Origin of the sequence: Plantactinospora sp. WMMB782, assembly GCF_049179135.1 — a bacterium.
Classification (GTDB): Bacteria; Actinomycetota; Actinomycetes; order Mycobacteriales; family Micromonosporaceae; genus Plantactinospora.
This window is the reverse complement of sequence record NZ_JBMHMC010000007.1, coordinates 4774051-4788086: the sequence shown is the minus strand read 5'-3', so window position 1 is coordinate 4788086 and position 14036 is coordinate 4774051. Positions and strand designations below refer to the sequence as shown.

Annotated in this window: 12 protein-coding genes; 4 read left to right on the top strand and 8 right to left on the bottom strand. The window is 71.7% G+C overall.

Annotated elements, in window-relative coordinates:
• Positions 1–61 precede the first annotated feature (61 nt).
• The 7 genes from ACN28A_RS23725 to ACN28A_RS23695 form a co-directional block, all read right to left on the bottom strand.
• Positions 62–1411, bottom strand: a complete 1350-nt coding sequence (locus ACN28A_RS23725; protein WP_421404611.1) for a M16 family metallopeptidase — start codon at positions 1409–1411, stop codon at positions 62–64.
• 163 nt (positions 1412–1574) lie between these two features.
• Positions 1575–3965, bottom strand: a complete 2391-nt coding sequence (locus ACN28A_RS23720) for a polyribonucleotide nucleotidyltransferase (protein ID WP_421398171.1) — start codon at positions 3963–3965, stop codon at positions 1575–1577.
• A gap of 314 nt (positions 3966–4279) precedes the next feature.
• Entirely contained in the window at positions 4280–4549 is a 270-nt protein-coding gene (gene rpsO / locus ACN28A_RS23715) for a 30S ribosomal protein S15 (protein WP_278060365.1), read from the bottom strand.
• A 182-nt stretch (positions 4550–4731) separates the two neighbouring features.
• Positions 4732–5679, bottom strand: coding sequence for a bifunctional riboflavin kinase/FAD synthetase (locus ACN28A_RS23710; RefSeq protein ID WP_421398168.1), 948 nt, complete (start codon positions 5677–5679; stop codon positions 4732–4734).
• A 132-nt stretch (positions 5680–5811) separates the two neighbouring features.
• Positions 5812–6744: a tRNA pseudouridine(55) synthase TruB gene (gene truB, locus ACN28A_RS23705; RefSeq protein ID WP_421404609.1), complete on the bottom strand. Its 933-nt coding sequence runs from the start codon at positions 6742–6744 to the stop codon at positions 5812–5814.
• A gap of 176 nt (positions 6745–6920) precedes the next feature.
• Positions 6921–8285 (bottom strand): serine hydrolase domain-containing protein, encoded by a 1365-nt coding sequence (locus tag ACN28A_RS23700; protein ID WP_421398166.1) that lies wholly within the window; start codon positions 8283–8285, stop codon positions 6921–6923.
• Between the two features lie 8 nt (positions 8286–8293).
• Positions 8294–8554, bottom strand: coding sequence for a hypothetical protein (locus ACN28A_RS23695; RefSeq protein WP_421398163.1), 261 nt, complete (start codon positions 8552–8554; stop codon positions 8294–8296).
• Positions 8555–8736: 182 nt separating this feature from the next.
• Between ACN28A_RS23695 and ACN28A_RS23690 the strand changes: the two genes are divergently transcribed.
• Positions 8737–9726: a helix-turn-helix domain-containing protein gene (locus ACN28A_RS23690; protein ID WP_421398161.1), complete on the top strand. Its 990-nt coding sequence runs from the start codon at positions 8737–8739 to the stop codon at positions 9724–9726.
• Between the two features lie 142 nt (positions 9727–9868).
• A complete protein-coding gene (locus ACN28A_RS23685) occupies positions 9869–10882 on the top strand; it encodes a DUF5954 family protein (protein ID WP_421398159.1) in 1014 nt (337 codons plus the stop codon).
• Between the two features lie 140 nt (positions 10883–11022).
• On the opposite strand, the gene ACN28A_RS23680 is transcribed toward ACN28A_RS23685, so the two are convergent.
• On the bottom strand, positions 11023–12447 hold the full coding sequence (locus ACN28A_RS23680; protein ID WP_421398157.1) for an MATE family efflux transporter: 1425 nt from the start codon (positions 12445–12447) through the stop codon (positions 11023–11025).
• A 130-nt stretch (positions 12448–12577) separates the two neighbouring features.
• Between ACN28A_RS23680 and ACN28A_RS23675 the strand changes: the two genes are divergently transcribed.
• Together ACN28A_RS23675 and ACN28A_RS23670 are read left to right on the top strand one after the other, a co-directional pair.
• Complete coding sequence (locus ACN28A_RS23675; protein ID WP_421398155.1) at positions 12578–13192, top strand: hypothetical protein; 615 nt, start codon at positions 12578–12580, stop codon at positions 13190–13192.
• Positions 13189–13857: a hypothetical protein gene (locus tag ACN28A_RS23670; RefSeq protein ID WP_421398153.1), complete on the top strand. Its 669-nt coding sequence runs from the start codon at positions 13189–13191 to the stop codon at positions 13855–13857. The genes ACN28A_RS23675 and ACN28A_RS23670 overlap by 4 nt, the downstream gene beginning before the upstream one ends.
• Positions 13858–14036: the final 179 nt, after the last annotated feature.

Sequence of the window (14036 nt, the reverse complement as noted above, 5' to 3'; positions counted from 1 at the left end):
CTCACCACGCCCGGCAGGAGCCCGTCCGACACGGGCGGACCGCGACCGGCGGGCCGGGGCGTCAGCCCGGGGCGATGGAGAAGTCGTCGCCGTCGAACGGGCCGACCACGGCCAGCGACATCGGCCGGGCGAGCAGGTCGGCAGCGAGCGCGTTCACCTCGTCCGCGCTCACCGCGTCGACCCGGGCCAGCAGTTCGTCGACCGGCAGCAGGTCGCCGAAGAGCAGCTCGCCCTTTGCCAGCCGGCTCATCCGGGACCCGGTGTCCTCCAGGTTGAGCACGTAGGAGCCCTTCGCCATGCCCTTGCCCCGGGCCAGCTCGGCCTCGGTCACACCGTGCGCGGCGACCTCGGCCAGCTCGGCCCGGACCAGTTGCAGCACCTCGTCGACCTTGCCCGGGGCGCAGCCCGCGTAGACGGCGAAGAGGCCGGTGTCGGCGTACTGGCTGGCGTAGGAGTAGACCGAGTAGGCCAGGCCGCGCCGTTCGCGGATCTCCTGGAAGAGCCGGCTCGACATGCCGCCGCCGAGCACGTTGTTGAGTACCCCGAGGGCGAACCGCCGGTCGTCGAGCCGGCCGATGCCGGGGCAGCCGAGCACCACGTGCGCCTGCTCGGTCTCCTTGTGCTCGACCACGCTGCCCGGCCGGCTGGTACGTACCCGGGTCCCGGCCGGACGCAGCGGGGCCGGGGCGGCCGGTTCACCGTCCAGGGACGTACCGGCCAGCGCCTGCCGGACCAGCTTGACCACGTCGGCGTGGTCCAGGTTGCCGGCGGCGGCGATCACGATCGACGGCGCGGTGTAACGGCGCCGGTAGAAGCTCTGGATCTGCCGGCGGGACATCGGGGAGACGGTCTCCTCGGTGCCGGAGATCAGCCGGCCCAGCGGATGGTCGCCGTAGACCGCCCTGGCCAGCAGGTCGTGCACCTCGTCGCCGGGCTCGTCGTCGTGCATGGCGATCTCTTCGAGGATCACCCCGCGCTCGGTCTCCACGTCGGCGGCGGCCAGCACCGAGTCGGCGACCAGGTCGCACATCACGTCGATGGCCAGCGGCAGGTCCTGGTCGAGCACCCGGGCGTAGTAGCAGGTGTACTCCTTGGTGGTGAAGGCGTTCGTCTCGCCGCCCACCGCCTCGATCGCCGCCGAGATGTCCAGCGCGCTGCGCTTGCGGGTGCCCTTGAAGAGCAGGTGCTCCAGGAAGTGCGAGACACCTGCCTGCGAGCCGGTCTCGTCCCGGGAGCCGACCGCCACCCAGATGCCGAACGAGACGCTGCGCATCGCCGGGATCGCCTCGGTGAGCACCCGCAGCCCGCTGGGCAGCACGGTACGGCGTACGGTGCCGCCGAGCGGGTCGCTGTCCACCACCCGGGTCACCGCCCGGCCCGACGAAACCCGACCGGACGAAACCCGACTCAACGGAACCCGACTCAACGGAACTGGCTCCTCGCTCGACGTCGACGCACGTGGCGTACGCCGCTCCTGGCACTCGTGCGGCAGCCGTACCCGGAATCGGTCCGCCTGCCGCGCGCGCCGCGCCGGCCGGGCCAGAGTGCGTGCCCGGCCGGCGCGGCGCGGTCGGTCAGCTGTGCCGGTTGCGCCGACGGCGCGGCGCGTCGCCGCCACCGCCCTCGCCGCCACCCTCGCCACCGTCCCGGTCGCCGCGGCTCGGGCCACGGTCGCCCCGGTCCCGGTCGCCGCGGTCGCGCGGGCCCCGGTCGCCCCGGTCCCGGCCGGCCGGACGCTCGCCGCCGGACGCCTGGGCCGGCGCCTCCTCGCCCTCGGGCCGGACCTTGTCCAGGTAGATCTTGCCCCGGGCGTCGATGTCGGCGATCTGGACCTCGACCTTGTCACCGACGTTGAGGAAGTCCTCGACCCGCTCGACCCGCTTGCCGTCGCCCACCTTGGAGATGTGCAGCAGGCCGTCCCGGCCGGGCAGCAGCGAGACGAACGCACCGAACGCGGCGGTCTTGACCACCGTGCCGAGGAACTTGTCGCCGACCTTCGGCAGCGTCGGGTTGGCGATCGCGTTGATCCGCTCGACCGCGGCCTCGGCCGACGGGCCGTTCGTCGCGCCGACGTAGATGGTGCCGTCGTCCTCGATCGAGATCTCGGCACCGGTCTCGTCCTGGATCGCGTTGATGGTCTGGCCCTTCGGCCCGATCACCATGCCGATCTTGTCGACCGGGATCTTCACCGTGGTCACCCGGGGGGCGTAGTCCGACATCGTGGCCGGACCCTCGATCGCCTCCTGCATGACCCCGAGGATCACCTGCCGCGCCTCGTACGCCTGCTGCAGCGCCGCCGCCAGCACGTCGGACGGGATGCCGTCCAGCTTGGTGTCGAGCTGGAGGGCGGTGACGAACTCCCGGGTGCCGGCGACCTTGAAGTCCATGTCGCCGAAGGCGTCCTCGGCACCGAGGATGTCGGTGAGCGTCACGTACTGCGTCTTGCCGTCGACCTCGTCCGAGATCAGGCCCATCGCGATGCCGGCGACCGGCGCCTTCAGCGGCACACCGGCGCTCAGCAGCGCCAGGGTGGAGGCGCAGACCGAACCCATCGAGGTCGAGCCGTTCGAGCCGAGCGCCTCGGAGACCTGGCGGATCGCGTACGGGAACTCCTCGCGGCTGGGCAGCACCGGGATCAGTGCCCGCTCGGCCAGCGCCCCGTGTCCGATCTCGCGCCGCTTCGGCGCACCCACCCGGCCGGTCTCACCCGTCGAGTACGGCGGGAAGTTGTAGTTGTGCATGTAGCGCTTGGTCTTCTCCGGGGAGAGGGTGTCCAGCGCCTGCTCCATCCGGAGCATGTTCAGCGTGGTGACGCCGAGGATCTGCGTCTCGCCACGCTCGAAGAGCGCCGAGCCGTGCACCCGGGGCAGCACCGCGATCTCGGCGGTCAGCGGCCGGATGTCGCGGGGACCGCGGCCGTCCATCCGGACCTGCTCGCGGAGCACCCTGGCCCGAACCTCGGACTTGTTCAGCGAGCGGAACGCCGCGCTGAGCTCCTTCTCCCGGCCCTCGAAGTCGCCGGCGAGCTGCTCGACGACCCGGTCCTTGATCCGGTCCAGCGCCTCCTCGCGGTCCGCCTTGCCGGCGATCTTCAGCGCCTCGCCGATCTCGGCGCGGGCCACCCCGGCGACCGCCTCGTAGACGTCGTCGTGGTAATCGAGGAAGACCGGGAAGTCGGCGACCGGCTTGGCCGCCACCTCGGCGATCTCGCTCTGCGCCCGGCACAGCTCCCGGATGGCCGGCTTGGCCGCCTCCAGGCCGCTCGCCACGACCTCCTCGGTCGGCGCCGGGGCGCCCCCGGCGACGAGCGCCACGGTGTGCTCGGTGGCCTCCGCCTCGACCATCATGATCGCGACGTCGCCGTCCGGCAGCGCCCGGCCGGCGACCACCATGTCGAAGGTGGCCCGGGACAGCTCGTCGACGGTCGGGAAGGCGACCCACTGGCCGTCCACGTGCGCCATCCGGGTCGCCCCGATCGGGCCGGAGAACGGCAGGCCGGAGAGCTTGGTGGAGAGCGACGCGGCGTTGATCGCCACGACGTCGTACGGGTGCTGCGGGTCGAGCGCCAGCACGGTCTCGACGACCTGCACCTCGTTGCGCAGCCCCTTGACGAAGGAGGGGCGCAGCGGCCGGTCGATCAGCCGGCAGGTGAGGATGGCGTCCTCGCTCGGCCGCCCCTCGCGGCGGAAGAACGAGCCGGGGATCCGGCCCGCCGCGTACATCCGCTCCTCGACGTCGACGGTGAGCGGGAAGAAGTCGAACTGCTCCTTCGGCTGCCTGCTCGCGGTCGTCGCGGAGAGGACCACGGTCTCGCCGAGCTGGGCGAGGACGGAGCCGGCGGCCTGCCTGGCGAGCCGCCCGGTGGAGAAGGTGACCTCACGGGTGCCGAAGGACCCGTTGTCGATCACGGCGGTGCGGTGCTGGGTGCCCAGCGTGTTGGTGTTGGGGTTGGACGTTTCGGTCATGGTGCGGTAGCACTCCTTCGATCGGGGGCCGCCCGCGACTGCCCTGTCGTGCCGGTGCGCACCGGCACGGGACCGTGCCCAGCGGAGCTGCTCAGACAACCGGTCTTCGATCGAAGCGCCCGGGGCGCCGGCGGTGCCGGCCGGCCCGGGGGCCACTACCGAGGACCGGTGCGTCGACCGGCTCCCATCGGGAGGTCGCGCTGGCCCCTGGTTACGGGTTCGGCGAACTGGGCGGGTGGAGCGGCTGGCCGCGTTCCGGACCGGCGACGTCGCGCCGCCGGGCCGGCACCGGGACGGCCACTCCCCCGCTCAGATCACCGCCGCAGGCCGAGCCGCTCGATGAGCGACCGGTAGCGGCTGATGTCCTTCTTCTGCATGTAGTTGAGCAGCCGCCGACGGCGACCCACCAGCAGCAGCAGACCACGACGGCTGTGGTGGTCGTGCTTGTGCACCTTGAGGTGCTCGGTGAGGTCGGCGATCCGCTTGGTCAGTACCGCCACCTGCACCTCGGGCGACCCGGTGTCACCCTCGACGGTCGCGTACTCCTGGCGGATCTTGGCCTTGGTCTCCTGGTCGAGCGCCATTTCTCCCTGTTTCTGGATTGTCGTCTCCGCCCGTGGCCGGTCGGTGGACCGGCCGGGCGACCTCGCACCCGCGGCGTCGTGCAGGCACGCGAGGCCACGCCGGTAACCCGACGTTCCCGTCAGGTTACCAGCCTGCTCCGGCCCGGCCGAGTCAAGGGCACGCCGGCGCCGGGCACACCCGGTCAGCCGAGGATCTCGCGGGTCTGCTCGACGTCCGCGTTAATCTGCGCGACGAGCGGCTCGATCCCCTCGTAGCCGCGCGTCTCCCGCAGGTAGGACACGAAGTCCAGGGCGAGCCGCTCGCCGTAGAGATCACCGGTGAAGTCCAGCACGTACGCCTCGATCCGGCGCTCCCGGCCGGAGAAGGTCGGGTTCGTGCCGATCGACACGGCGGCGGGGAGCCGCTGCCCCCCGTTCCCGGCCCGACCGCCGCCCCGGCGGATCAGCCAGGCCGCGTAGATGCCGTCCGCCGGCACCGCCGCGTACCGGTGGCAGAGCAGGTTGGCGGTGGGGAAGCCGATCTCCCGCCCCCGCTGGTCGCCCCGGACCACCACACCCTCCAGCCGGTGCGGCCGGCCCAGCGCCGCCGCCGCGGCGGTCACGTCACCGGCGGCGACACAGGCCCGGATGTAGGTGGACGAGAAGACCGTCTCCGCGTCGGCTACCAGCGGCGCCCCCTCGACCCCGAAGCCGAAGGTACGGCCGAGCCGCTCCAGCAGCGCCACGTCCCCGGCGGCCCGGTGGCCGAACCGGAAGTTCTCCCCCACCACCACCAGCGCGGCGTGCAACTGCTCCACGAGTACGTCGTGCACGAACGCCTCCGGCGAGAGCCGGGAGAAGTCCGGGGTGAACGGCACCACGCAGAGTACGTCCACCCCGAGCGCCTCGATCAGCTCCGCCTTGCGGGCCGGTTCGGTGAGTACCGCCGGATGTGAGCCGGCCCGGACCACCTCGGCGGGATGCGGGTCGAAGGTGACCACCACCGACTGCACGCCCAGGTCCCGGGCCCGCTTCACGGCGTGCCCGATGATCGCCTGGTGCCCCTGGTGTATCCCGTCGAAGACCCCGATGGTGACCACCGAACGGCCCCAGCCGACCGGCGCCCCGTGGTACCCCCGCCACCGCTGCATCCTGATCCGCTTCCTCTCCTGGCGTTCCTGCCACCGCCTGGCGTTCCTGCCACCGCCTGGCGTTCTGCCGTCGTTGCCCCGCCGCGCGCATGCTCCGCCGTCGTCACCCCGGCCCGCCGCGCGCACGCGCGCTCAGGCCGGGGCGAGCACGATCTCCGCCCGCGCCCGGCCGTCCCGGTCGCTGACGATGGCGATCAGGCCGCCCGCCGGATCGAAGACCGCGTACGGCCCGACGATGCCGGCCGGGTCGAGCGGGCCGCCGTGCGAGAGCACCTTCGCCTCGTCGACGGTGGCCTGCCGCTGCGGGAAGAACCGCCGGGCCGCCGCCTCGACCGTGAGGTTCACCACGTCCGGGGACCGGTCCGCGAGCTCGGGCAGGGTCGCCGCCTCGGCCAGGGTGAACCCGCCCACGGCGGTACGCCGCAGCGCGGTCAGGTGCCCGCCGACCCCGAGCGCGGCCCCGAGATCCCGGGCCAGCGCCCGGATGTACGTCCCGGAGGAGCAGTCCACCGCCACGTCCACGTCCAGCACGACCGCCCCGTCGACGGTGTCGCGACGAAGGTCGAGTACGTCGAAGCGGGAGACGGTGACCCGGCGCGCCGCCAGCTCGACCGCCTCGCCGTCGCGTACCCGCTTGTAGGCCCGCTGTCCGTCGATCTTGATCGCGCTCACCGCGCTCGGCACCTGGTCGATCTCGCCGGTCAGCGGCAGCACTGCGGCGCGTACCGCCTCCTCGGTGACCCCTGCCGCGTCGGCGGTGCCGACCACCTCGCCCTCGGCGTCGTCGGTGACCGTCGACTGGCCGAGCCGGATCGTCGCGGTGTAGCTCTTGCCGGCCCCGATCACGTAGGTCAGCAGCCGGGTCGCCCGGCCGACCCCGATCACGAGTACCCCGGTGGCCATCGGGTCCAGGGTGCCGCCGTGCCCGACCCGGCGGGTCCGGGCCAGCCGGCGGATCCGGGCCACCACGTCGTGCGAAGTCATGCCGCCGGGCTTGTCGACCACGATCAGACCGTCACCGCTCACGGGATACCAGCCTGCCAGAACCCGGCGGCGCACCGGCAGGGCGCCCTCGACCCGCGGAGCGTTGCCTGCGCGGGACCGAACGGGGCTTTGCGGCCAGGAGATATAAGAGGCTTCCGGGAGTTTCCGGACAACTCCACCCGCGGATAGTGGAACCGCAGCCCGGACGCCCCGCCCTCCGCGAGTGGCTGGCCGGGGTTGCCGGGGTTGTCAGCGCGTCAACGTGAACGTGGGTGTACCCGGCAGTTGGTGTGCAGGTATCGGGCAGCACCGTCGGCGAAGTCGTAGATCGCGACCGTCTGGGTGTCCTCCAACGGGTCTGCCGGTGGCATCAGGAAGTGTGTCTCGCTTACCGGCTGGAGTTCGTAGTTGATGCGGTCGGGTTTCTGGAGGAACTCCGCCTGCATCGGGTCGAGGACCAGGGTGAGACGGAGCGTTCCGCTGTCGGCGGACAGTTCGAAACGGGCGCCGGGGCGCTCGTAGACGCCTTCGTACCTGGACAGGTCGAGGTGCTGCGTCGGGTCCGGTACGGGCAGATCCGGGATGGTGACCGTGCCGAGGTCGACCAGGATCTCGTTGAACACCTTGCGGTAGAAGCTCTCCCGCGGTCCGCCGTTGGTCAGCATCGCGATCGCGGTGTTCGAGTCGGGCAGGATCCGGAGCCGGGCGTTCTGACCGATCGTGCTGCCGTCGGCAGCGTAGACCGTTTCGCCGTGCCAGTCACACACGACGAGGCCGAGCGCCCACTGCGGTCCGAACATGTACGGATCCGGTACGGGAACTGTCGAACGCGTCATCTCCCGGATGCTTTCGGCCGAGACGATGCGCTCTCCGTTCGGTGCTGTGCCTTCGTGGAGCAGGACATGCGCCATCGCGAGCACGTCCGGGATCGTCGAGGTGATGTTGCCGCCGGGGCCGAAGGCGCGTGGCAGGTAGTCCACCGGCGTGACGATCGGACCCTCGTCCAGGGAGCGGATCAGGTGCCCGGTCGCGGCCCGGGTTTCGTCCACCTGCTCGCGCCAGCTGCATGTGCTGGTCAGACCCATGGGGGCCAGGAGACGATCTCGCATGATGTCGTCCCAGCGTTTGCCGTCGAGTACCTCCAGGATCCGGGCGAGGATCGCGTATCCCAGGGCTGCGCTGTAGCCGTGGGTGTGGCCGGGTGGGAAGACCTGGGGCGCGTCGACGACATTCTCGACCATGCGCTCGTAGACGTCGTCGTCCTCGCCGGGATCGCCGTACGCATCTTCGATGCCACTGGTGTGGTGGAGCAGGTGACGCGGGGTGACCCTGGTGCTTGCCTCGGGATCGGCCACCCTGAAGCCGGGCAGGTAGGTCCGCACCGGCTCGTCCAGGTCGACCTTCCCCTCGTCGACGAGTTGCAGGAAGGCCAGCGCCGTCCAGGTCTTGGTCATGGAGCCGCACTGGTAGACGGTGTCGATCGTCGCGGCTTCCCCGGTTTCCACGTTCTTGACCCCGACCGCGAACTCGACGACCTTCCCGTGGTGGAGCACACCGACGGCGGCGCTCGGGATGCCGTACTCCGCCAGGAGTTCGGCGACCCGGGTCTGAATCCGCGGCACGTCGGGCGTCATCGCGGGAGACCCACCGCGTTCGCCGCGTCCGCTTCGAAGTACTCCATCGTGGCGTAGGCGCCCGCGTGCGCCTCGAAGAATTCCCGCAGGCCCTCGACGGATTCGTGGGTGATGATGTTGACCGCCTTGGCCCCGTCCCTGCTCGCCACCGCCACCTTCCACTTGGCGCCCTTGGGAAGTGCGGCGTGCGCCTTCTTCAGACCACTCCAGAACCTGCTGTTGTCCGACAACGTCGATACGACCAGCACGTGTACCATTCTCGATCCCTTCTCTTTTCGGCACACAGAAAGCTACGTTGCACTTCGGGTCCCGTCAACATAGTAGGCGGGCGTAACCCGAGCTGAAGGCCCAATAGTTGCAACAACCTTGTGAATGAATGCAATTGCCTCAACCGAGGTGTTGCAATGTACTGTGAATGAACGCAAGTAAGGGGGTGCCGATGCCAGGAGCCAGGCTGACCCACGAGGACCGCAGCCGGATCGCGGTGTGGCTGGCCGACGGACTCGGGTACGCCGAGATCGGCCGCCGGCTCGGCCGGCCGACGTCGACGATCAGCCGCGAGGTTGCACGCAACGGCATGCCTGGCGCCTACCTGCCCGAGCACGCCCAGCAGGCCGCCGGCCACCGTGCTCGCCGGCGCAGGCCCCGACCGTGCGAGGCGACGACCGACGAGCAGGCCGCCGAGGTGGTTCGGGACTTCGTGGACCGGTTCGCAACCCTGCTGGCCGCCACCGGACTACCCCGGATGACTGCCCGGGTGTTCGTCTGCCTGCTCACCGCCGACGCCAGCGGCCTGACGGCCGCCGAGCTGGTCCACCGGTTACAGGTCAGTCCGGCGTCGGTGTCCAAATCCATCGGTTACCTGGAAACCATGGACCTGCTGGTGCGCCGACGGGACGCCGGTGGACGCCGGGAGCGGTACGTCATCGATGACGACGTCTGGCTCCGGGCATGGCAGTCGGACACCAGCGCACATGGCGAGATCGCCACGGCGGCGCAGCAGGGCATCGAGGTTTTCGGGGCCGAAACGACCGCCGGAGTTCGGTTGGGCAGGATGGGCCGGTTCTTCGCCCGGCTCAGCCAGCAGATGAGCGGCAGCATGCTCGCCGAGCCCGCCGATGATGACGCGCTGACCGTGTTCGCCGCACTCGTGCACGCCGGTCGACCGCTCACCCTCAGCACACTGGCCACCGCGCTCGACTGGACCCGGGACCGCCTCACCGCCGCCCTGGAGGCGATCCGACTTCATCCGGCAATCGCCGATCCGCTCGTCCTGCGGACCACCGAGCACCAGACCTACACCATCGCCACCGGACCGGACCGCCTCAGCCCGGCGCAACGCCGAGCCCTCGAAGACGTAGGTCCACACGCGGCGCGGCAGCTGCAGACCGGACCAGACAGCTCCCGCCGTCGACCAGACGCGCCGTGAGCGCGATGGCCCGCGAAGTCGAGCGTGGCCTCGAGTTCATCACCCGCCCGGCGGAGGGTCGTGCGGAACACGATGAGATTTGTGGACGAACGGTGGCGGTGGCGAGGCTGCGGTTCGGCCACCGAGGCAACACAATGCGTACATGGCCAATCACGACAGGTCGGTGCCTGATCACCTGCTAATCAAGATCGAGCAGCCGGACGACCCCGTCTCGATGATCTCGGAGGACGACGCCCGACGTCGCTCGCTCGCCTATCCCAAGACCATGTGGGGTGCCCCGATCTTCGGCCTCGCCGAAGAACTGGACGCCGGCCGGTGGCGGATCATCCGGCTCGACGCCGAAGAGCCGCAGTATGCCCGGGACAGCCTCGCCCACCACCTCCGCACCCGGCACAGCGAGACACCGGACACCCCCGAGAACGCGACCGAGCGGGCCGAATGCGAGGCCGCCTACGAACTGCTCGACTGGGAACCCGTCGACGACCTCACCGTCGCCGGCCGCCGATACCGGATCATCCGCGCCCAACCGTTCATCCGGATGGGACCGGACGGGCCCGAGCCACCCCGACCCACCGACCCCGACCCTTACCCGCCCGGCCAGGCGGAGAAAGCTCCGTCCCAGCTGGAGGGGTTCGTCATCGACCCGACCGCCGGCACCGGGCTCACCGACGGAATCGTCCGGATGGAGATGACCTCCGCCTTCCACCGTGCGGAAACCGTCCCCGACGAGGTCCGCGCCGACTCCTACCGGGCACTGGACACCCACCCCAACGTGGTGCTGCTACCGGTCGGTTTCACCATCGGCGGACACGTCGACGGCACTTGGCGACCCAGGTCCTTCGACGCCTATCCGACCCCACAGGCTGCCCGGGACGCCGTCTCCTACTCCGTCGTGCGCCCCCGGATGGACGAGAACACCACGATCGAGGAGTTCCTGGCGACGTGCGAGCGCGCCCGCGCGGCACACCAGCCGCCGCGTACCGACGACTTCGAGCTGAACGGCGTGCGGTGCCGGGTCACCCGGATCGAAACCTTCGTCCGGGTCGGCCCCGACGGGCCGGAAGGGCCACGCCCCTCCGACCACGACTCCCAACCCCCACCGGCCCGACACGTCGCCGACCTCCGCGCCCAGGGCCTGATGCCCGAGCCGGACTGACCGACGCCGGGTGGGCGTACGGCCGGAACCGCCGTTGGACGTTCGCCATACGCCGCATGCCCAGCCGGTCCGCCGGTGCGGTCGGTCAACGTACCGACCACAGTGCGGATCGGCCCCCCACCGCTCCTCGACGGCCGTACTCAGCGGGTGGCGCCGAGTACGGCCCAGCGGCCGGAGCGCATCCGGAGCAGCAGTCCGACCAGCCGGGCCAGCACGAAGAGGCTGAGCCCGGCCCAGATCCCGCCGAGGCCGAGGTCGAGGGCGTAGCTGAGCCAGATCGCCGGCAGGAAGACGCCGAGACCGCTCAGTACGGTCAGGTCGCGCAGGAACCGGATGTCGCCGGCACCGATGAGTACGCCGTCGAGGGCGAAGACGACGCCGGCCAGCGGCTGCATCCCGACGAACCACGGCCAGGCGATCATGGCCTGTTCGCGTACCTGTGGGTCGTCGCTGAACCAGCCCGGTACCACGCCGGCACCGGCGCCGATGACAAGTGCGAAGGCGATACCGCAGATGCCGCCGTAGATCGCGATCCGCCGGCCCAGCAGCCGGGCGCCGGCACCGTTCCCGGCGCCGAGGGCGGCTCCGACGAGTGCCTGGGCGGCGATGGCCAGCGCGTCGAGCAGCAGTGCGGTGAAGAACCAGAGTTGCAGGGCGATCTGGTGTGCACCGACGGCGGCCACCCCGAACCGGGCCGCCACGGTGGTCGCGGAGAGGAAGCTGACCTGGAAGGCGGCGCCCCGGATCAGCAGGTCACGGCTGAGCACGAGTTGCCGGCCGATCACCCTCGGGCGGGGTGCCAGCGGAACCCGCTCGGCGACCAGCGCGGCCGCGAAGAGCAGCCCGGAGAGGGTCTGCGCGATCGCGTTGGCGATCGCCGAGCCGACCAGCCCGAGGCCGGCGGGATAGACCAGCAGCGGGCAGAGCAGCGCGGAGAGCAGGTTCGGCCCGAGCACGAACCAGAGCGGTCGCCGGGTGTCCTGCACCCCGCGCATCCAGCCGTTGCCGGCCGCGGCCAGCAGCAGGCCGGGGGCGCCGATCGCCGCGATCCGCAGCCAGGCCGCCGCACCGTCGGCCACCTCGGGGGATCCGCCACCCGCGACGGTACGCGCCAGCGGGCCGGCCGCGAACTGCATGGCGACCGCCAGCAGCGCTCCGGCGGCGAGGGCGAGCCAGGACGACTGGACGCCCTCGGCGACGGCTGCCGCCCGGTCGCCGTACCCGAAGCGGCGGGCCGCCCGCCCGGTGGTGCCGTACGCGGTGACGGTGCCGATCCAGACGACCAGGGTCATCACCGGCCCGCCCACGGCGAGCGCGGCCAGCGGCACCGCGCCGAGGTGTCCGACCACGGCGGTGTCGACGAGTACGTAGAGCGGCTCGGCGGCGAGCACCAGCAGGGCCGGCAGGGCGAGTCCGAGGATCCGCCGCCCGGACGCGTCGACCGTCCCCGACGCCGGTGCACCCTCGGGCGCCGGCCCGGCTTCCGGGGCCGGTGCGGCCTGCGGAGTTGGGGCGGCTCCCGGGGTCGGCGCGGCTTCCGGGGTCGGCACGGGCGGCTGGCTCATCGGGACCGATCCTGGCACGGCACTTGTAAGGAATGCAAGGCATCTCGACACTTACGCCGACAGCTCGACGGATCGCCGCGGCGCGCGTCGCACTGGCCCGATCAGCGACCGGTGCCTATGCTCCGGAACCGTGTCGAACCACGGCGGGGGGCCGGGCGCGGGCCGGGCAGGGCTGGGCGCCCGACTGTTGGCAGTGCCGCTGCGCTGGCTGGGGGTCGGCACCGGCGTGGCCGGGCTGGCCGCGTCGAGCCTCTTCGGCGGCCTGGAGACGGTGGCGAAGCCCGAGGTGCCGACGGTCGAGGTCGGCCAGCGGGTCGACGGCGGACCGTGGCAGGTGACGGTGACCGGCAGCAGCCTGGTCGGCAAGCTGCCGAGGCTCTACCTCGCCGACGGCAAGCGCTGGCTCACGGTACTGGCGACGATCGAGAACACCGCCGACGAGAGCCGTACCGACTTCGACGACGCGGTCCGGTTGGCCGGTGTCGGCGGAGTCACCCGGGAACAGCCGAGCCACGTCGTGCTGGTACGCGACGGAACCAAGCCGGACTATCTCAACCCCGGACTGCCGGAACGACTCGCGTTCCTCTGGGAACAGGACGACGGCACCGCCGTGCCGGAGACCGTGACGGTGCAGGTCTGGGGTACGACCCGCCGCCTCGACACCGTCGGGGACAGGTGGGAGTGGCTCGATCCCGAGCGTCGGGCCGAAGTCCGGGTGCCGGTGCGGGACCGGAGGGCCGGATGACCGCGGCGACCGGGCGACCCGACTCCGATCCGGTCGCCAGTCACCGGGCGCCGCCCGGTCCCGTGCGGCGACTGGGCCTGCGAGCCGGCGCCGGCACCCTGATCGTCGCGGCGCTGGCGGTCGGCGGGGCCATCGCGAGCTGGCGGCCGGTCAACGGCGGCGGGGCCGAGTCGCGGGAGCGGCCGTTCGTCCAGGCGGGGCGGTTCGGCGAGCCGGTGTCGACCCGGGTCTTCGAGGCCACGGTGCTGGACGTCCGGGGCGCCGGCAAGGTCGCCGACGGGCGCACGTCGTACGACACCGCCGGGGTCTGGATCATCCTGCGGGTCCGCCTGGTCATCCGGGACCGGGCGACAAGCATCGGGTACGCGGCACTGCGCGACGAGCGGGACCGGGAGTTCCGGGCCACCACCCGGTTCAGCCAGTCGCTCGTCGGTGCCGGCCGGGTGCTCCAGCCCGGGATACCGGTCGAGGGCGACCTCGCCTTCGAGGTGCCCCGGGACGCGGCGACGCGACTCTCCGCGCACTTCGCGGAGCAGCTGATCGACACCCGGATGGACGACCTCGCCGAGGTGCCACTGCCCAGCGTGGACCGGGCGCGGGTGGACGAGTGGGCGAGCGCGCCCGAGCCGGTGGCGTTGGCCAGCGCACGACCGGTGGAACCGTGACCCGGCCACCGCGGGCCCCCGATCCGCAGAGCCCGGACGCACTCCCACCGCCGCCACGGTGGACCGGCCCGCCGACGGTGGTCCTGCGCTACGCCGAGGTCGACACGGCAGTACTGCCAGTGGTCGCTCCCGGCCCACCACCACAACCCGCCCCACCACCACAACCCGCCCCACCACCA